At 64.4% G+C, this 19,195-nt stretch carries 17 protein-coding genes; 13 read left to right on the top strand and 4 right to left on the bottom strand.

The annotated features are described in order from the left end of the window. On the bottom strand, window positions 1-726 hold a 726-nt coding region (locus JXA24_02145), incomplete at its 3' end, for a phosphatase PAP2 family protein (GenBank protein ID MBN1282557.1). Window positions 727-835: 109 nt separating this feature from the next. Here JXA24_02145 and JXA24_02140 point away from each other — a divergent pair. Further along, window positions 836-1,987, top strand: coding sequence for a hypothetical protein (locus JXA24_02140; GenBank protein ID MBN1282556.1), 1,152 nt, complete (start codon window positions 836-838; stop codon window positions 1,985-1,987). Window positions 1,988-1,995: 8 nt separating this feature from the next. Here JXA24_02140 and JXA24_02135 read toward each other — a convergent pair whose 3' ends face one another. After that, window positions 1,996-3,390, bottom strand: coding sequence for an amidophosphoribosyltransferase (locus tag JXA24_02135; GenBank protein ID MBN1282555.1), 1,395 nt, complete (start codon window positions 3,388-3,390; stop codon window positions 1,996-1,998). Between the two features lie 170 nt (window positions 3,391-3,560). Here JXA24_02135 and JXA24_02130 point away from each other — a divergent pair, with 170 nt between their 5' ends. Continuing rightward, window positions 3,561-6,170 carry a bifunctional aspartate kinase/diaminopimelate decarboxylase gene (locus tag JXA24_02130; protein MBN1282554.1) on the top strand — a complete coding sequence of 870 codons (2,610 nt, stop codon included), beginning with the start codon at window positions 3,561-3,563 and terminating at the stop codon, window positions 6,168-6,170. Between the two features lie 45 nt (window positions 6,171-6,215). On the opposite strand, the gene JXA24_02125 is transcribed toward JXA24_02130, so the two are convergent. Next, a complete protein-coding gene (locus tag JXA24_02125) occupies window positions 6,216-6,692 on the bottom strand; it encodes a hypothetical protein (GenBank protein ID MBN1282553.1) in 477 nt (158 codons plus the stop codon). Window positions 6,693-6,824: 132 nt separating this feature from the next. Between JXA24_02125 and JXA24_02120 the strand changes: the two genes are divergently transcribed. The 7 genes from JXA24_02120 to speB all read left to right on the top strand — a co-directional run bounded on the left by JXA24_02120 (window position 6,825) and on the right by speB (window position 13,339). After that, a complete protein-coding gene (locus tag JXA24_02120) occupies window positions 6,825-8,060 on the top strand; it encodes a PD-(D/E)XK nuclease family protein (protein ID MBN1282552.1) in 1,236 nt (411 codons plus the stop codon). 231 nt (window positions 8,061-8,291) lie between these two features. Continuing rightward, window positions 8,292-8,942, top strand: coding sequence for an HAD hydrolase-like protein (locus JXA24_02115; protein ID MBN1282551.1), 651 nt, complete (start codon window positions 8,292-8,294; stop codon window positions 8,940-8,942). Continuing rightward, window positions 8,939-9,739, top strand: coding sequence for an ATP-dependent sacrificial sulfur transferase LarE (larE, locus tag JXA24_02110; protein MBN1282550.1), 801 nt, complete (start codon window positions 8,939-8,941; stop codon window positions 9,737-9,739). Before JXA24_02115 ends, larE begins: the two co-directional genes overlap by 4 nt. A 48-nt stretch (window positions 9,740-9,787) precedes the next feature. After that, window positions 9,788-10,555, top strand: a complete 768-nt coding sequence (gene larB / locus JXA24_02105; protein MBN1282549.1) for a nickel pincer cofactor biosynthesis protein LarB — start codon at window positions 9,788-9,790, stop codon at window positions 10,553-10,555. A 3-nt stretch (window positions 10,556-10,558) separates the two neighbouring features. After that, entirely contained in the window at window positions 10,559-11,503 is a 945-nt protein-coding gene (locus JXA24_02100; protein MBN1282548.1) for a DMT family transporter, read from the top strand. 393 nt (window positions 11,504-11,896) lie between these two features. Next, window positions 11,897-12,448, top strand: coding sequence for an arginine decarboxylase, pyruvoyl-dependent (locus JXA24_02095; protein MBN1282547.1), 552 nt, complete (start codon window positions 11,897-11,899; stop codon window positions 12,446-12,448). A 9-nt stretch (window positions 12,449-12,457) separates the two neighbouring features. Then, window positions 12,458-13,339, top strand: coding sequence for an agmatinase (gene speB, locus JXA24_02090; GenBank protein MBN1282546.1), 882 nt, complete (start codon window positions 12,458-12,460; stop codon window positions 13,337-13,339). A gap of 13 nt (window positions 13,340-13,352) precedes the next feature. On the opposite strand, the gene JXA24_02085 is transcribed toward speB, so the two are convergent. Beyond that, a complete protein-coding gene (locus tag JXA24_02085) occupies window positions 13,353-13,544 on the bottom strand; it encodes a hypothetical protein (GenBank protein ID MBN1282545.1) in 192 nt (63 codons plus the stop codon). Between the two features lie 248 nt (window positions 13,545-13,792). Here JXA24_02085 and JXA24_02080 point away from each other — a divergent pair, with 248 nt between their 5' ends. Genes JXA24_02080 through JXA24_02065 form a run of 4 tightly spaced genes read left to right on the top strand, consistent with a single transcriptional unit; the run spans window position 13,793 to window position 19,154 of the window. Next, entirely contained in the window at window positions 13,793-15,265 is a 1,473-nt protein-coding gene (locus tag JXA24_02080) for an insulinase family protein (GenBank protein ID MBN1282544.1), read from the top strand. Further along, window positions 15,262-16,659: an insulinase family protein gene (locus JXA24_02075; protein ID MBN1282543.1), complete on the top strand. Its 1,398-nt coding sequence runs from the start codon at window positions 15,262-15,264 to the stop codon at window positions 16,657-16,659. The genes JXA24_02080 and JXA24_02075 overlap by 4 nt, the downstream gene beginning before the upstream one ends. Next, complete coding sequence (locus JXA24_02070) at window positions 16,649-18,361, top strand: arginine--tRNA ligase (protein MBN1282542.1); 1,713 nt, start codon at window positions 16,649-16,651, stop codon at window positions 18,359-18,361. Before JXA24_02075 ends, JXA24_02070 begins: the two co-directional genes overlap by 11 nt. Beyond that, a complete protein-coding gene (locus JXA24_02065) occupies window positions 18,354-19,154 on the top strand; it encodes an SPOR domain-containing protein (GenBank protein MBN1282541.1) in 801 nt (266 codons plus the stop codon). Before JXA24_02070 ends, JXA24_02065 begins: the two co-directional genes overlap by 8 nt. Window positions 19,155-19,195 lie beyond the last annotated feature (41 nt).

Here is a 19,195-nt window from a genome sequence, read left to right as displayed (position 1 = left end):
TCTCGGCCTGTGGAAGAGGTAGGGGATTCCGAAGCCGAAGGCGGATCCTATGACTGCTCCTGCAATAGTGTCGGTGAGGTAGTGCTTGTCGGCGGCGAGCCGAAGATAGCTCGCGGTCGCCGCGATCGCGAGCCCGCTCCCCCAGATCACAGGGGCGAGGCGGTAGCCGCGCATCTGGGCGACGGTTCCTGAGGCGACAGCCAGCGAGAACGCAAGGCTCGTGTGGCCGGAGTAGAACGAGATGTTGTCGCGAGGGCTCTGCGAGCCTGCGCCGTAGTGCGCGTATGGGCGCTGCCTCCCGACCGCGATCTTCACGAGCTGCGTTGCGAACTGCGAGAGCGCCGCCGCCTCTGTGATCACCAGCGCGTCGACCCAGAAGTCGGAGAGGGCCCCGTCGTGGTTCGCCGCGAGAGCGTCGAGCCCGTACGCCGCCATCGGCGCGGCGACGTATGCAAAGAGGTCGCTCGTTCGGCCGGCGGCGCTCGTGTTCGACCACTTGAGATTCCGGTGCCCCCAGTCGTCGAACGAGTTCACGGAACACCAGCGGCAGCCCGCGGGCGCCATCCGGTTCACCCCGGCCCACGTTATCGCCCAGCCGGTCGCCGCGATCGCGGTGGCGGAGAGATCCATCCTCAGATCGTATCTGAGATCGTGCCGGCCCCCATCGCCGGCCAGCGCCCCGCTTTGGAGGCAGAAGAAAGCGATCAGCGCAGGCGCCAGGATCAAGCCGAATGACTTTCTGATGATCCCCCTCCTAACTATTGATTATTAAATGCAAAGTACATCATGCACAATAATTCGCAACATTTTTCGAAATCAGCCGAACAAGGTCTGTATGGCGGAGTTTCAGCTCAATACTGCGCGCGGGCGTCTGCTCATGTCGCTGCCGGCCTCCACGCCGTTGTTCGCATCGGCTGAGCAGGGCCGGGATGAGGCCGCAGCCGAGGCCGCGGCAGGGGACCGCCCGGGCGAAGGGCCCGGGGCCGGCTTTTCGCCCGGCATCGGGACCGCGGTTGCAATCGGTGTTGCGGCCCTCCTCGTTGGAAGCGCGCATCTCTTCCTCAGGTCCAGGCGCATCAAATTCACGCTCAATCTGGCGGGGACGATGGTCAAGAACGGCCTGAAGGCCCTGGCGAAAGACGAGGCGCTCGATCAGCTCCGCGCCTCCCTCGGCGTCCTGGAGAGGGACGACCCGCAGCAGCTCACGCCCACGTTGAATTCGCTCTTCGCGTGCGTGTCGCACATCTTCGCGAGCGACAACATGGCCGATCAGGACCTGGGACAGGTAGCCCCCTCCTACCTGCTGTACGAATACTACGGCGACCTGGGCGATCTGCGCCGCGCGCGGGCAGCGGCGGATGCGGTGTACCATGCCTACGTCGGGACCTCCGCCTCGTTCAAAAAGGCGGCCGGGATCCATTCGAAGCTCTCACGGGGCGTGGGCAGGCTTGTGAGCGACAGGGAGTGGGAGGGGGTGTTCGTCAGGGCCATGCACTCGATGGTCGCGGCGCAGCTCATGTACAGGCGATCCGCCGGGGCCAGGAGCCTGGCTCAGCGGATCGACGATCTCAAATCGGCGCACGGGATGGCCAATCGCGCCGTCTCGGCAGTCGAATACATGCGCAACGCGTGGGTGGAGGAGCAGGGGGTGCGGGGCGCGAAGGACAACCCCGGGCTTCGCGACGAGATCACCGAGGTGGTCGAAGTGGGGCAGGGGCTGAAACGGAGTGCGCTCGAGAGGGTCAACCTGCTGTTCAGGCCGGCCGAGGCGCTCGAGAAAAACGTCCGCCTTGAGCTGCGCAGGCTGAGGGAGGGGACCTGGTCCGACCGCGGCCCCGGAGGGACCGGCTCCGTGACATTCTTCAGGGGGCCGATGCAGGATTCCCGGAATGATGGCGGCGGGCCGGACAGCGCCGCCTTCTCGATGCTCACGCCCATGCCTTCGTTCGCCGTGCCCCCGCTGATGGCGTTTCGCCCCTTGAGGTGAGCCCGGTCTCAGTCCTCTTTGCCGGTCCAGCAGTAGGTGCAGAGCTTCTCCCTCGGCAGGCCTATGGCCTCGACCATGTCGGAGAGCCGCTGATAGCGGATGGTGGTCACGCCGATGTCCTTCGTGATCCATTCCACCATGCGCCCGTATTTCTCCCCGTCCTCGTCCAGATAGTCGGAGACGTCCTCCACGTGCCTGCCCTCGAGCGCGTCGATCGCCCTGCGAGCGATCAGCTCGTCGGCGGAGCGGGTGGATATGTTGAACTTGCAGGGGAACATGAGCGGCGGGCACGCGGGCCGGACGTGGACCTCCTTCGCCCCGTTGCCCCAGAACTTGTGGACCGTGAAGTTCTTGAGCTGCGTCCCGCGCACGATCGAGTCCTCGCAGAGGCACACGCTCTTCCCGTCGATGAGATCCCTGATCGCGATGAGCTTCATCTTCGCCACCCTGTCGCGCTCCTCCTGGGTCGGGGGGGTGTAGCTCCGGCCGTAGCCGGGCGTGTACTTCACCAGCGAGCGCCTGTAGGGGATCCTGGACTCCATCGCGTAGCCGACCGCGTGCGCCACCCCCGATTCCGGCACCCCGGTCACGAGGTCCGGCTTAATGTCGTCGCGCCTTGCCAGGCAGCGGCCGCACCTCTCGCGAACCGCCTCCGCGTTGATCCCCTCGTAGCACGAGCTGGGAAACCCGGTGTATATCCACAGAAACGAGCAGGTCTTGCAGCGGTCGCCCGCCTTCCTCACGACCCTGGGGCCGTCCTTGTCGATGAACAGGACCTCTCCGGCGCCGAGGTACTTCTCGATCTCATATCCCTGGTTCGTGAGCGCGCCGCTCTCCGTGGTCACCGCCCAGTTCCGCCCGTTCCTGCCGAGCACGAGCGGGGTGTAACCGTAGCGGTCCCTCGCCGCGTAGATGCCGCCTTCGGTGAGTATCAGCATCGAGCACGAGCCGTCTATGTGCTTGAAGACCTGCTCTATGCCGTCCGCGACGTCGTTGCCCGTGTTGATGATCTTGGCGACCACCTCTGTCTGGTTTATCTTTCCGCGCCTGACCTCCGAGAACGAGTGGCCGCCTTCGAGCAGCCCCTCCGCCAGGCGGTCGGAGTTGTCGATCCACCCGTTCATGACGATCGCGAAGCTGCCGAAACGGGAGTGGAGGCAGATCGGCTGCTCCTGGGCCGCGCTCACAGCCCCGATGCCCTTGTCTCCGTCGAGGTCCGATTTCTCCTCGTTGAACTTTGACTTGAACTGGCTCGACCGGATCGAATGTATCTTGCGCCTGAGCTCGTCGCCCCAGACGGCCATGCCGCCGTACTGCGTGCCCAGATGCGAGTGGTAGTCGGTCCCGTAGAACAGCGATTCGAGGCAGCTGCCCTGGCCGACGCACCCGAAGATACCGCTCATATCGTTCTCCTCTCGAGATGGGGGGGATATCTATTACCAAAGGGGCCCGCCTGTCCAGAGCAAAGGGAGGGCAATGGCGCGGGGCGCCCCCTTCAAAGCCGCTTGATTTAAGACCGCAGATAAAATAATGGACACCGCTCGCGCCATCCATGCGCGGTCCGGGAGGGAAGATGTCGTCCAGAGGCAATCGTGCGTCCCAGCCGTGGGTCGTGCTCAAGTTCGGGGGCACGAGCGTGTCGAGCCGCCGGAGCTGGGAGGCCATCGCCTCGATCGTGGAGGCGAGGCTCTCCGAGGGCAAGCGTCCGCTCGTGGTCTGCTCCGCGGCCAGCGGCGTCTCGGACGGGCTTGAGAGGCTCCTCGAAGCCTCGCTTGCGGGCTCGCCCGAAGAGGCCCTGGAGCGCATAGCTGCGAGGCACTCGGCGCTCGCGGCGGAGCTCGGGGTGGACTACGGAGAGATCGAGCCGTTCATCGGGGACCTGGGCAGGCTCGTGACAGGCGCCGCGATGATCAGGGAGGTGAGCCCGAGGCTCAGGGCCGGGGTCATGGCCCAGGGCGAGCTCATCTTGACGCGGCTGGGCGCGGCGTTCCTGCGAGGCCGCGGCATAGGGGCGGGGTGGTGCGACGCGCGCGATTGCCTCACCTCGGTGCGGAGGCCGGGCGCGTCGGCGGAACGGCTCTACCTCCAGGCCGGGTGCGATGCGGAGAGGGACCCAGTCCTCTCCGAGAGGCTCTCGGGTCTTTCCTCTTTGGCCCTCATCACGCAGGGGTTCATCGCGCGCGACGCCTCGGGCGACACGGTCCTGCTCGGCCGCGGCGGCTCCGACACGTCGGCCGCCTATTTCGCCGCCAAGCTCGGGGCTCGGCGCTGCGAGATCTGGACCGACGTCCCGGGCATGTTCACGGCGAACCCGAGGCTTGTGCCCGACGCGCACCTCATCAAGTCGCTCGACTACGACGAGGCGCAGGAGATCGCCTCCTCGGGGGCGAAGGTCCTGCACCCGCGCTGCCTCGGGCCCGTGCGCAGGCACGGTATACCGCTCTCGATCCATTGCCTGGCCTATCCCGGGATGCAGGGCACCGTCGTCTCCCCGGAGGCGGTGAAGGCCGGCGCCCAGGTGAAGGCGATCTCGTCGAGGTCCGGCATCACCCTCATCTCCATGGAGACGGTGGATATGTGGCAGCAGGTCGGGTTCCTCGCGGACGCGTTCGACTGTTTCAAGAGGCACAACATCTCTATCGACCTCGTCTCCACCTCGGAGACCAACGTCACCGTCACAGTCGACAAGGCGCAGAACGCGATGGACGCCGCGGCGGTCCCGTCGCTGCTTGCCGACCTGGGGCGCATCTGCCAGGCCAGGTGCGTCGAGTCCTGCGCGGCGGTGAGCCTCGTGGGAAAGGACATCAGGGCGATACTCCACAAGATCGCCCCCGCCCTCGAGGTCTTCGAGGAGCAGAAGATATTCCTCGTCTCGCAGGCGGCCAACGACCTGAACGTGACGTTCGTGGTCAACGAGGAGCAGGCGCCGAGGCTGGTGCGCGAGCTGCACGGCGAGCTCTTCGGGCAGAGGAAGAAGAGCTCGATACTCGGCCCGACGTGGGACGAGATCACGGGGGCCGCAGGCGAGAGGGGGGCCAGGGCCCCGCGCGCGTGGTGGCGCGACAGGGGGGAAGAGCTCATCTCGCTCGCCGCGGTCCGCACCCCGCTGTACGTTTACGACGGCGCGACCGTCCGGGCGCAGATCGAAAAGCTCAAGTCCATGGGGTCGATCGACAGGATATTCTACTCCATGAAGGCGAACCCGCACCCGGGGATCCTCAGGGAGGCCTGCGACGCCGGGCTGGGGTTCGAGTGCGTCTCGCCCGGGGAGGTCGAGCGCGCGCTCGCGGTCCTCAAGGGCACGGGGCCGGCCCCGATCCTCTTCACCCCCAACTTCGCATCCATGGCCGAGTACCGGATGGCGCTCGAGCTCGGCGCGATCGTGACGCTGGATAACCTCTACCCGCTCTCCGCGTGGCCGGAGATCTTCAGGGGGAGGGAGATCTTCGTCCGGATCGATCCCGGCAAGGGGAGGGGGCACCACGAATTCGTTCACACGGCGGGGGCCAAGTCGAAGTTCGGCATCTCGCCCGACCAGTTCGACGAGCTCTCGTCGCTGGTGAACTCCTCCGGTGCGAGGGTGACGGGCCTCCACGCCCACGTGGGGAGCAACATCTTCAAGGCCGAGACATGGAGCAACACGGCGATCTTCCTGGCGGAGGCGGCGGAGCGGTTCCCGGAGGCGAGGGCGCTCGATCTGGGCGGCGGGCTCGGGGTGGTGGAGAAGCCGGGCGTGGAGCCGCTCGACCTCGGAGAGGTGGACTCCATGCTCGCGAGGGCGAAGGCCGCCCACCCCCGCTACGAGCTCTGGATAGAGCCCGGCAGATACATCGCGGCGGAGGCCGGGGTGCTTCTCGCGAAGGTGACGCAGACCAAGACGAAGGGCGATTACCGCTACGTGGGCACCGACGCCGGGATGAACACACTCATCAGGCCCGCCCTCTACGGCTCCTATCACGAGATCGTGAACCTCACCAGGATCGGGGAGCCGGCCGCGGTGACCGCCGACGTGGTAGGTCCCATATGCGAGTCCGGGGACGTGCTGGGCCACGACAGGCGCATGCCCGAGCCGAGGGAGGGGGACGTCATGCTCATCGGCACCGCCGGCGCCTACGGCCGGGTGATGAGCTCATCGTACAACCTGAGGCCCCCTGCGGAGGAGCGCTTCATCGAGGCGAAATGAAAAGGGGCGCCGATCGGCGCCCCTGATTTTTTTCTCTCCATCACTCTACTTTATCCTGCTCAGCACCTCGGAGGTCCTGTTCGCGTCGTTGGTGTCGAACGCTATGAGCATGAGGTTGGAATCCGGGACCGCGGTCGAATAGGTGCAATAGGTGTCTATCCTGGCCTTTGTCAGCGCGTCGGCCGCCTTGTTGAACCTGCCCGGCTCGTTCCTGGTGTACCAGAGCGTGACGGGGGTCTCCTGCACTTCGTAGCCGGCCGAGCGGAGCACCTCGCGCGCCTTGCGGTTGTCGTTTGTCACCATCCTGAAGGCGGTCTCGCTACCCCACTTGTATGTGGTGAAGCACTCGAGGTTGATGTTGTTCCTCGTCAGCGGGGTGGTGATGTTCGTGTAGTTCGTGCTCGTGTCCCTTGCTACAACCAGCAGCTCTCCTGTCGTGCGCGTCGAAAAACCCGTGTTCTTTCCGGCCTTCGCCTCGGCGGGTCCGAATGCGGTGGCCGACCTTCTGGTTGTGGTGCTCATCGAGCCTCCTTTGTGGTTTCAAGCGGAAATTCTATAAATAAATCGCGGCCCAGAGTCAAGGGAATTCATCTTTTTCATCAGATCGAGCAAATGCTTGCAGCGCGCGCGCTCCTCGCTTATTCAGGGACCGGTATGCCCATATATTCGTACAGCCGGCTCGGGTCCTTTGCGCAGTGCCCGCTCAAGTACAGGTACGCCTACATCGACGGTCTGGACAGGATGAGGAGTTCGATAGAGGCCTTCATGGGTAACCGATTCCATGAGGTCATGGAGCGCCTCTACGAGAGGGCCCCCCAGTCATGCCCCTCGGCCGACGATCTCAAGGGGCTTTTTCTGCGGCTCTGGGACGAAAAGTGGAGCGACAGGGTCGTCTGCCCGAATCCGGAGAGGACTCCGGAGGGGATGAAGGCCCTGGGGCTCCGTGCGATCGACGACTACTGGCGCCGCTACCGGCCCTTCGATCAGGGCAGGGTGACGGGCCTCGAGCGCGAGCTGCACGTCGACCTCGACGGCACCGGAAGATACCGGCTCAGGTGCATCCTGGACCGCATCATGTCCCTGGGCGACGGCTCCTTCGAGATACACGATTACAAGACGAGCGCCTTCCCCCCCGTCCAGAAGAAGCTGGACGAGGACGAGCAGCTCGCCCTCTACGAGATCGCCCTGAGACAGAACTGGCCCGACGCCCGCAGTGTGGAGCTCGTCTGGCACTACGTGGCCTGCGACATGGAGATGCGCTCGCAGCGGACGCAGGGGCAGCTCGACGAGCTTCGCGCGAAGACGCGCGAAAGGATCGACGAGGTGGAGAGGGCCGCGGAGTTCCCCCCGAGGGAGTCGGAGCTCTGCGGGTGGTGCGACTATCAGCCGATCTGCCCCCTCTTCGCCCACATGTTCAGGGCTCGGCAGCTGCCCCTTGAGGAGTATGCGACCGACGACGCGATCGGGCTCGTCAACCGCTGCGCCTCGCTCGACGCCGAGAGGAAGGAGCTCGGGGAGAGGATGAAGCAGGTCGAGGCGGAGCTGGAGCGCCTGAAGGCCAAGGCGGCGGAGAAGGGGGCCCTGGAGAAGGTGACGAGGCTCTTCGGCGACACCCACTTCCTCACCATAAAGGACGACTTCAGGATCAGCTATCCGAAGAAGGAGGAGATCAGCCGCGACCGCTTTGAGCATGCGATGCATGCCCTGGGTCTCTGGGACAAGGTCGCTGACATAAACTGGGGCTCGTTCAAGGCGCTGGCAAAGTCCTCCGGATGGAATTCGGGCGGGGGTGTTCCCGACGAGCTCTCGCCGTTCGTGAAGGTCGAACCTGTCAAACAGGTGAGGCTGAGCCGGCGCAAAGACCTGGATGACGAGCTGATTAGTTTATAAAAACCAAGTATTTAAATTAATAAATAATAATATACATTAATGCTTATCTTATTTTTATTGGAAATTACTGCGAATTATGTAACGGCTCCTTGTTGGGGCTGAATTTCCGGGGAGCAAAAACTGCGGCCAGACTGCCCCTCTTTCCTGAAATGCCACTAATCATTAATAAAATCAGCTAATTGCCACTTTTCACTTGAAAGGCTAAAGCCACTCAGGATATAGAGCGCCGCTATGGCCAGCACAATCAACTTCATCTTCGATCTGGACGGCACGGTGGTCAATCCGGGCACCGCCATCCCGCGCTGCATAAACTTCGCGCTCAAGAAGCACGGCATCAAGCCGGTGCCCATCGAGAGGCTCAAGCGCTACATCGGCTTCGGCCTCGAGACCGTCTTCGCCGAGATCACGGGCAGGAAGGACAAGCGGTTCCTCAAGCAGTGCGTCGATTCCTACAGGGAGCGCTTCCACAAGGAGGGGATCGCCGAGCACAGGCTCTACCCCGGGATCGTGGGGCTGCTCGAGGCGGTCTCCCACCGTGGAAGGATCGTGGTGGCATCCATCAAGCCGCAGGTATCGTGCGACATGGTGCTGGATCACCTGGGCATCAAGCCGCTGTTCACCTCGGTCTACGGCAGCGAGCTGGGCGGCGTTCGCTCCAACAAATCGGACCTCCTCAAGCACGTCATGAAGAAGGAGTCGATCAAGAAGGCCTTCGTCATAGGCGATCGCGGGGTGGACATCGAGGCGGCCAAGAAGTGCTCCTGCCCCACGATAGGCGTATCGTACGGATACGGCACAAAGGAGGAGCTGGTGCAGGCGGGCGCCGACTCGATAGCTGAGACGGTCGGCGAGCTGAGGCAGTACCTGCTCACGGCCACATGAGCGTGGACCTGGCGACAAAACAGGATCTGCTGAGGCGGCGCCTCCGATCACTGGAGAGCGCCGTCGTTGCATTTTCAGGGGGTGTGGACTCCTCGCTCCTGGCTGTGCTCGCGAGGCAGGAGCTGGGCGGGCGCATGGTCGCGGTCACCGCCCTCTCGCCGAGCCTTAGGTCCTCGGACCGTGCTCTCTGCCCGGAGCTGGCCGCCATCTTCTCCATACCGCATGAATTCGTCGAGACCGACGAGCTCTCCGATCCCGACTACGCTGCCAACCCGGACGACCGCTGCTACTTCTGCAAGAGGCGCCTGCTCGCCAGGCTCGTCGAGTTCGCGGACCGCAGGGGGTTCCGATACGTCGTGGAGGGAACGAACGCGTCTGACCTCGACGGCCACCGCCCCGGCATGAGGGCGTCGGAGGAGAACCCGAGGGCTATCACCCCTCTCGTCGAGGCGGGGATCAGCAAGGGCGAGGTGAGGCTCATGGCGCGCGGGCTCGAGATACCGACCGCAGACAGGCCCTCGGCCGCATGCCTCGCATCCAGGATCCCGACCGGGGTGCCGATCACGCAGGAGATCCTGGAGCGGATCGACCGGGCCGAGGAGGCCGTGCGCGCGGCCGGCGCGAGCCAGGTGAGGGTGAGGCATCACGGCGATCTGGCCAGGATCGAGGTCGAGCCGGCCGAGATGGGGCTTCTCGCCGCGAGGCGCGCGGAGGTCGTTCGGAAGATCCGCGGGCTGGGCTGGCGGTTCGTGGTCATGGATCTCACAGGCTACAGGACCGGCGGGGCGAGGGGATGATCTTCGAAGCTCGAAGCTCAAAGCTCGAAGGTGAATGGAGGGGAGAGGGTGGACCGGGACATGATAAGACAGATGCTCGATGAGGTCGCGTCGGGCGAGCTCGCGCCTGGGGAGGCGCTGAAGAGGATCTCGGCGCTCCCGTTCGCGGATATCGGCGTCGCCAAGCACGACGGACACAGGCCGCTCCGAAACGGCTTCGCCGAGGTGATCCTCTGCGAGGGCAAGAGGCCCGAACACGTGAGGGCGATCGTCGCAGCCGCGGTGGACAGGGGCATGAACGCCTTCGGAACGAGGGCCGACGAGTCGCTGATCCGCACGATCGAGTCCGCGTTCAAGGGGGTGAAGGCGGACCATGTCAGCCGCACCTTCAGCATCATGCAGAGGCGGCCGGAGCCGATCCCAGGGAGGCTCGCGGTGCTCGCCGCGGGCACGGCAGACATCCCCGTTGCCGAGGAGGCGCTCAGGACCGCGGAGTTCTTCGGCGTGGAGCCGACCAGGCACTACGACGTGGGGGTCGCAGGTCTCCACAGGCTGTTTGCGTGCCTCGAGGAGATAAGGGGGGCGGCTGCGCTCATCGTGGCAGCGGGCATGGACGGGGCGCTGCCCAGCGTGGTCGGCGGGCTGGTGAGCTCCCCCGTCATCGCAGTCCCCACTAGCGTGGGCTACGGCGCGAGCTTCAATGGCGTGGCCGCGCTCCTCAACATGCTCTGCAGCTGCTCGGAGGGGGTTTCGGTCGTCAACATCGACAACGGCTTCGGCGCCGCATGCGCGGCGATACGCGTCATGAGGGCGATGCGCGCGGCCGGGGGGAGATGACCGATGTCCGGCCCCGGCGCATGGATAGCGCTCCTCATCGTCATGAACCTCTTCTGGGCCGGCTCTTACTCGGTCATGAAGTACGGGCTGGGCTCCATGGACCCGCTCTCGCTCGTCTTCTGGCGGCTCGTCGCCGCCTTCGCGATCCTCGCGCTCTGGATCGCGGCGCGCCGCCATGATCTGCGCATCGGATGGAGGGACGGGGCGAGGGTCGCCCTGGCAGGGCTCCTCATCGCGTTCTCGAGCTACTCCACGGTCAAGGGCGTCGAGCTCTCCAACGCCATCGACGCGTCGCTGCTGTACGTCTTCGAGCCTGTCTGGGCGATAGCGCTTGCCTGCATCGTTCTCAGGGAGCGCATGCTCTTCACCACCCTCGCCGGCCTCGCGATCGCCCTGGCGGGGCTGGCAAGGCTCTCGGGCTTCGATCCGAAGAGCCTCGGTTTCGCCGGGGGAGGTGTCGGGGTCGGCAATCTGCTCATCGTGGCCGGCCTCCTGACCGAGGCGTTCTTCTCGATCATCCTCAAGCCCGCGTCCGCGCGCAGGCCGGCCGCGGTCCTGTTCGCCGGCGTGCTCTTCACCGCGGCGTGCGCGCTGGCGGTCCCCATGCAGATGAGGCAAGGCTTCGCCGTGCCGCTCGACGGACGGTCGCTCTTCGCGATCGGATACCTCGCGGTGATCTGCACGGCGCTCGGATACACCGCGTGGGTCGCGGTGCTCGGCCGCGTGCCGCTGTCGGTGATGGAGTTCACGATCTTCATCCAGCCGGTGGCGGGTGCGCTGATCGCGAACGCGGCGCTGGGCGAGCCGATCGATGCACGGGTCGGCGCAGGCGGGGCGCTGTGCGTGCTCGGCATGATCGTCGCGGTGACCGGTCACATCAGGCACGCGGGCGGACGCGCGTCGAGGCTCGCCGAGGAGGCCCTCGCAGCTCCGGCCGACGCGCTCTGATCGCGCGTTCATCTCCTGAAGTTGACCATCAATTAAATATAATTGTGCATAATTGTAGAAAAAAGTTTGACTCAATCCGCCTAATTAATTATAATTCCGTTAGAAATTAGCAAACGTTTGGAATCAAAACCTTTTTTCAAAAGGAGGGGGAAATGGTAAAGAAGAAAAAGGTGGTGAAGAAAAAGAAGAAGGTCACAAAGAAGAAGAAGGTAGCGAAGAAGAAGAAGAAGGTGGCGCGCAAGAAGAGGAAGTAGCTCTCCGAACGGAGAGGCAGATGCGGGGGCCCGAAAGGGCTCCCGTATTTTTTTCGGGAGCGGGCTTTTGTCTTGTGGGGCAGGTGCGGATGTGTTAGTTGCGCGACCAGTTTTTCATATCGGCAAGGAGGAGGGGACCATGTCGCAGTTCGTGCCCAGCAGGATATTTTTGACGAAGGGAGTGGGAAGGCACCGCGAGAAGCTGCAGAGCTTCGAGATGGCCCTTCGGTCGGCGCGCATCGCGCAATTCAACCTCGTCCGCGTCTCCAGCATATTCCCGCCCGGCTGCAAGATCGTCAACAGGGCGGAGGGGCTGCTCAGGCTCTCTCCCGGCCAGGTCGTCTACTGCGTGCTCTCCGACTGCGCGTCCAACGAGCCGCACCGGCTGATAGCGGCGTCGGTCGGCCTCTCGATACCCAAGAACAAGGAGTTCCACGGTTACCTCTCCGAGCACCACGCCTACGGCCAGAACGAGCGCGCGGCCGGCGACTACGCTGAGGACCTCGCCGCCGAGATGCTCGCCACGATCCTCGGCGTGGGCTTCGACGCCGACAAGTCGTGGAACGATCGCAAGGGCACCTGGACCATCTCCGGCGAGATAGTGCGCACGATGAACAGCACCCAGTCCGCGGTGGGCGACTCGAAGGGGCTGTGGACCACGGTCCTGGCCGGCGCGATCTTCGTCACCTGAGGTCTTCGCATGATCCATGCCCACGCCAGGAACTTTCTCGGCCTTGACCCCAAGGACGCTGACTACGCCCGCGCCCGGGTCGCGGTCCTCCCGATTCCCTACGAGGCCACTGTCAGCTACGGAGGGGGGACGGCGCGGGGCCCCGCGGCGATCATCGAGGCGTCGGCGCAGGTGGAGCTCTACGACGAGGAGCTCCGTTGCGAGCCGTTTGACGTGGGGGTTGCCACGCTCGATCCGGTCGACGTCTCGGGCGCACACCCGTCAGAGCTCTTCGACAGGATCGCCCCCGCGGTGACGAAGATCGTCCGCGACGGCAAGATCCCCCTCTCGCTGGGGGGGGAGCACTCGATCACGCCCGCGGTCTTCGCGGCCGTCCATCGCATCCACCCGGACACGACCGTGGTGCAGCTCGACGCGCACGCAGACCTGAGGCAGGAGTACGGGGGCGAGCGGATGAGCCACGCCTGCGCCATTGCCAGGGTGAAGGATCTCGCCCCCGCGGTGCAGGTGGGGATCCGCAACCTGTCGCGCGACGAGGCGCTGTGGGTCGAGCGCGACCGGCTGCCGGTCTTCTTCGCGCACAAAATGCGCGCCGACAGGTCGTGGATGGCCAAGGCGCTCGACGCGATAAAGACCGAGAAGGTCTACATAACGATAGACGTGGACGCATTCGACTCCTCTGTGCTCCCGATGACCGGGACGCCGGAGCCGGGCGGCATGGGATGGTACGATGTGACCGACTTCCTGCGGCTCGTCATGGGGGCGAAGAGGACCGTGGGGATGGACATCGTGGAACTCGCGCCCCGCGAGGGGTTCCATGCGGCCGATTTCCTGGTCGCGAAACTCGCCTACAAATGCCTGGGATATCTGAGGGAAGGGCCAAGGGGCTGAGCCCCCTACGGAATCACTGAAGGGTGTAGCCGAACTTCTGGGTGAGGGATGAGATCGCGTCTCCCGCCTGGAGCAGATGATTTGCGACGTCCCACTCGTAGCTGTCCAGATCGACGCCTGTCTCGATCAGCAGCCATGCGAAACGCTCGCTGTCCACGTTTCCCCTCAAAACCTCGACGCAAAGGGCCTTGAGTGCCGGATCCATATCTCCCCCTGACGGATCCAATCCCTGAAAAATCGACCTCTTTACTCTCGCTGCCTATACATAATTAAGCTTAATTTGCATATATTTTATAACTATCTAATATCATGTCAAGTACATATAAAGACATTTTATGACAATTTGCTTATCATAATTTAATTTATTTGTCCCTTGAGCATGGGTGAGCAATCTGCTAACGAACTGAGATTCAAACGATTTCTCAGCTATAACAGCGCGCGGAGACAAGAGGGATGCGGCCCAAGACCTTAACACTCCTTATCATTTTAATGGCGCTCCTGCCGGTGCGGGCGCTCGGCTATGACCTCGAAAGCCATGTCTCAGAGTTTCGCCTCTCAAACGGCATGCGCTGGCTGGTCGTGAGGCGGAAGCAGGCCCCCGTGTTCTCAGGGATCGTGATGGTGCGGGCGGGCGGGCTGGACGAGGAGCCGGGCAAGACCGGTCTCGCGCACATGTTCGAGCACATGGCCTTCAAGGGCACGAGCAGGCTCTGCACGAAGGACTGGGAGAAGGAGAGGCCCCTGCTCGAGGAGATCGAGCGGCTGGGCGCAGAACTCACCGCCGAGAGCCGCTCGGCGCGGCCGGACGGGGGGCGGATCGCGGAGATGAAAAAGCGCATGAAAGGGCTGCGCAAGGAGGCCGCGAAATACCAGGAGAAGAACGAGGTCTGGGAGATGCTCATGCGCAACGGCGCAAACGAGATAAACGCCTACACGAACAAGGACCTGACTGCGTTCTACGCGAGCCTCCCCGCGAACAGGCTGGCCCTCTGGGCCGCGGTCATCTCCGACATGGTCTTCGACCCGGCGTACAGGGATTTCTATGTCGAGCGCAGCGTGGTGGCGCAGGAGCGCCGCAGCGGTGTGGACGACGACCCCAACGGCGCGTTCGTGGAGAGGCTTCTCGCCACGGCGTTCGACGGCGGCGGATACAGCTGGCCCACCGTCGGCTCCGAGAGCGACGTGATGGGGTTCACGACAGCGGACGCCAGGGAGTTCCACAGGCGCCACTACGTTCCCGCCAACATGGTCGGCGTGATAGTCGGCGACGTCGGCGTAGGGGAGGCGAGGGCGATAGTGCAGAGGGAGTTCGGGAAACGGAGCGGCAAGGCCAAGCCCCCTTCTCCGGAGAGGCGGGGCAAGGCGATGGGAGGGTTCCGCGGGGTCATGAAGTTCAACGCCGCCCCCGCAGTCGCTATCGCGTACCACAAGCCCACGCTGCCCGATCCCGCCGAGTACTCCTTCGACGCGATCACGAGCCTTTTGTGCGACGGGGGATCGAGCAGGCTCAAGAGGAGGCTCATATTCGAGGAGCGGATCGCCAAGTCCGTTTATTGCAGCGACTCGTTCCCCGGCTCGAGGCTCCCCAACCTCTTCATGATATGGGTCGAGCCGATGAATGGCGGGTCGACGAAAGAGGTCATGAGGATCGTGGACGAGGAGATCCAAAGGCTCAAGGAGGTCCCGGTGGAGGGCGCTGAGCTGGACCGCGTGCGAAAGTCGGTCACGGCCTCCATCATGTTCTCTCTGGACAACAACGAGACGTTCGCGGAGGAGCTGGCCCGCTTCCAGACCCTGTTCGACGACTGGAGGCTCCTCGGAAGATATCCCGAGATGATCGCGAACGTCTCTCCCGAAGAGGTGATGTCGGTTGCCAGGGAGTACCTTGTGGAGTCGAACCGGGTGATTTTGGAGAGGAAGAGATGAGGGCCCGCATCCTTTCAGCAGTCGCACTGATGATTGCCGCAGCCCCGTTCTGCAGGGCATGGGCCACGGACAGCCATTTCCTCTCCCTGGAGAGGGGGCCCCTCCCGGACGCAAGGCCGCCCGCGGTCAGGGCGATAGAGCTGCCCAACGGCATGGCCTGCTATCTGCTCTCAGACACCACGCTGCCGACGGTGAGGGTGAGGGTCATCACGAGGACCGGCGGCATCTACGACCCTGCGGACAAGGCCGGCCTGGCCTCCCTCGCTGGCGCGCACATGAGGACCGGCGGCGCGGGCGAACTCACCCCCGAGGAGTTCGACAAAAGGCTCGACGACATGGGCGCTGAACTCGCGGTCTTTACCTCTCGCGAGATGTCCGCCGCCACCCTCGGCGTGCTCTCCTCCGATCTCGAGGAGGGGCTCTCGCTCATGTTCGAGATGCTCTTCCGCCCCCGCCTCGACGAGGCGCGCCTGGCCACCGCCAGAAAGGCCATGGAGGAGGGGCTGCGCCGCGAGGACGACGCCCCCGACGGGCAGGCGGACCGCCTCTTCCGGGAGATGGTGTACGGAAAAACGAGCCCGTGGGCGCGCAGGCCGGACAAAAAATCGCTTAGAAGGATCAGGCGGAGCGACGTGGAGGATTTCCACAGGAGATATTTCAGGGCCGACAACATGATACTCGCCGCTTCGGGCGACTTTTCCTGCGGCCGGATGGAGGGGCTCCTCAAGGGGCTCACTGCGCAGGCGCCTCGGGGCAGACCGGAGCTCCCCGCGGTGGAGCCGGTGGCGCTGAAATTCGAGGGGAGGACGGAGCAGGTGAATCGTCCGACCGCGCAGGCGTTCGTGCGGATGGGGCACCTCTCGCTGAAAAGGGACAATCCGGACAAGTTCCCTCTCTTCCTCGTCGACAGCATCCTCGGCGGCGGCGGGTTCAAGAGCCGGCTCGTCGAACAGATCCGCGTGAGGAAGGGGCTGGCCTACAGCGTCTCGAGCAGCGTCACCGCGGAGAGGGACTACGGAACGTTTCTCATCTCACTCGACACCAGGGCGCCCGACGCGCAGGAGGCCATAGCCCTGGTGAAGGAGCAGGTGAAGAGGCTCGCCGAGGAGGGGGACTTCACCAAAGAGGAGATAGACTTTGCGAAGCGCTCCATGATATCCAGGCTCGTGTTTTTGTTCGACCAGCCGTTCAACGTCGTGGACCAGCGTGCCCGCTATCGCTATTTCGGCTATCCGGACGACTACTGGAGGGTCTACCGCGACGCGATCGTGCGCGCGGACCGGGGGGAGCTGAGGCGGGTGGCCCGCGACTATCTCCATCCGGAGGGCATGTCCCTGGTGGTGGTCGGGCCCCGGGAGGCCCGCAGGGGGAAGGCAAAAAGAGATGATTCATAACAGGCTTTCAGATCTCATAGGGAGCGCCATCGAGGCCTGCCGCAGGGAGGGGATCCTCCCGGGGGAGGCGGAGGCGAAGGTGGAGATCTCCGTGCCGAAGCAGGCGGGGCACGGCGATTTCTCGACCAACGCCGCGCTCGTCCTCGCCGCGGCCGCGAAGATGAAGCCCAGGGACCTGGCGGCGAGGCTCATGGAGCGCCTCCCCGAGGAGACCGCCAGGCTCGCGAGGTGCGAGATCGCAGGGCCCGGTTTTATAAACTTCACGGTCAAGCCCTCCTTCTTCCTCGAGGGGCTTGCTGTGATCAGTGGCGCTGGACCCGCCTTCGGCACCATCGACATAGGAAGGGGCAAAAAGGCCCAGGTCGAGTTCGTCAGCGCCAACCCCACGGGTCCGCTCCACATCGGCCACGGCCGCGGCGCGGTCTACGGGGACGTGCTCGCCAACGTGCTCGCCGCAGCGGGCTACGAGGTGACCAAGGAGTACTACGTCAACGACGCGGGGGGACAGATCAGGACCCTCGGCAGGTCGGTCTATCTGAGGCTCAGGGAGCTCGGCGGGGAGAGGATCGAATTCCCCGAGGAGTGCTACCAGGGCCACTACATAGTCGAGATCGCCAAGGTCATCGGCGAGGAGCACGGCGCGAGGCTCGCGAACATGGGCGAGCAGGAGGCGATCGAATTTCTGGGCGAGGAGGCGGGCGACCGGATCCTCGAGTGGATAAAGAAGGACCTCGCCGACACCGGCGTGGTCCACGACGTGTATTTCTTCGAGAACAGGCTCCACACCGACGCCATGATAGAAGGCGCGCTCAGGTGGCTCGGCCGAAAAGGGCGCACCTACGAGAAGGACGGCGCCCTCTGGTTCCGATCGATCGAGTACGGCGACGACAAGGACCGGGTCCTGCGCAAGGGGGACGGCGCCCTGACCTATTTCGCCGCGGATATCGCCTACCACAAGAACAAGTACGACCGCGGCTTCGACCGCGTCATCGACGTCTGGGGCGCCGACCACGCCGGCTACGTGGCGCGAATGAAGGCGGCGGTCCGGGCCCTGGGGCACGACCCCGCGAGCTTCGACGCGGTCCTCATCCAGCTCGTGAACCTCATCAGGGCGGGCGAGCTCATCTCCATGTCGACCCGCTCCGCCACCTACGAGACACTGGAGGACGTGCGCAGGGAGGTCGGCAGGGACGTCTGCCGCTACTTCTTCCTCATGCGGTCGCACAACGCGCAGCTGGATTTCGACCTGGACCTCGCGAAGAGGGAGAGCTCGGACAACCCGGTCTATTACATACAGTACGCCCACGCCCGGATCGCCAGCATCTTCAGGAAGGCGGAGGAGAAGGGCCTCTGCGCGGCGGGGCCCGAGGACGTCAATCTCTCGCTGCTGGATCTGCCGGAGGAGCCGAAACTCGCCCGCTTCGCCGAGGCGCTGCCGACCGTGATAGAGGAGTGCGCCCTGGAGCTGGAGCCCCACAAGCTGGCCTTCTACCTCCTCGAGCTGGCCCGGATGTTCCAGTCCTACTACAGCAAGGGCCGGGCCGACGAGCGCTACCGCGTCCTCACCGACGACCCGGCGCGTTCGGCGGCCAAGCTCTATCTCTTGAAAAACGTACGGATTGTGTTACAAAATGCCTTGAGAATACTTGGAATTTCTGCGCCCGAGGAGATGGCCCGGGCCGTGGAGGAACAGGATGTCTAGCTACATGCCCAACAGGAGCAGGCACGACGAGGCCGAGAGCTTCTTCTGCCGCTTCACGTTCGGGCAGTTCTTCGCTTTGCTCGTGCTCGAGGTCTTCACGCTCTTCTTCGTTTTCTACCTCGGGGCGCGCTACGGCAGGGGGCTTCTGGGCCTGGACAGGCCGCCGGCCGTGGCCCTAGAGAGCGCGAACCACGCTGCAGGCGGCAAGGCGGAGTCCAGGGTCATGACCACCCAGGACCCCGAGGTGGCTAAGATGGCCGGCGAGTTGATGGCCAAGGCGGACACCCCGGAGCTCAAGGACCGCATAAAGGAGATGATCGACCAGGCCCAGGGCCCCAGGGCCGGGATGCCGGACGTGGTCGCGGTGGAGCGGAGAGAACCCCCGCCTTTGGCCCCCGAGCCTGTGGCACCGAGCGTGGAGCAGAGGCCCCCGGCCGCGGAGTCGCCCCCGCTCGCCCAGCAGGAGGCGCCGGCGGCGCGGCCGGGTTCATCCGCGGCCGATACCGCGGCCGCGTCGGACTCGAGCGTCATCAGGGTCAAGTCGGGGCAGAACGCGCGCTACTCGGTCCAGATCGGTTCGTATCCCGATCTGGCCGAGGGGACGAAGATCGCCGAGAAGTGGAAGGGCAAGGGCTACCCCGCGTTCATAATGATAGCGGACATCCCCGACCGCGGCCGCTGGTACCGCGTCCGGATCGGCGGCTTCGAGAACCGCGAAGACGCCATGAGGTACATGCAGGAGTTGAGCGCGAAGGAGAACGTCGAGGCCCTCGTCGTGCTGAACGAGCAATAGGCTTTGCTGATCTTCTGCAAGGCATCTGCCCTTATTGATCA

The sequence above is a fragment of the Pseudomonadota bacterium genome, assembly GCA_016927275.1.
GTDB lineage: Bacteria > UBA10199 > UBA10199 > 2-02-FULL-44-16 > JAAZCA01 > JAFGMW01.
Note: the sequence above shows the minus strand (reverse complement) of the source record. Positions and strands in the feature narration are given on the sequence as shown.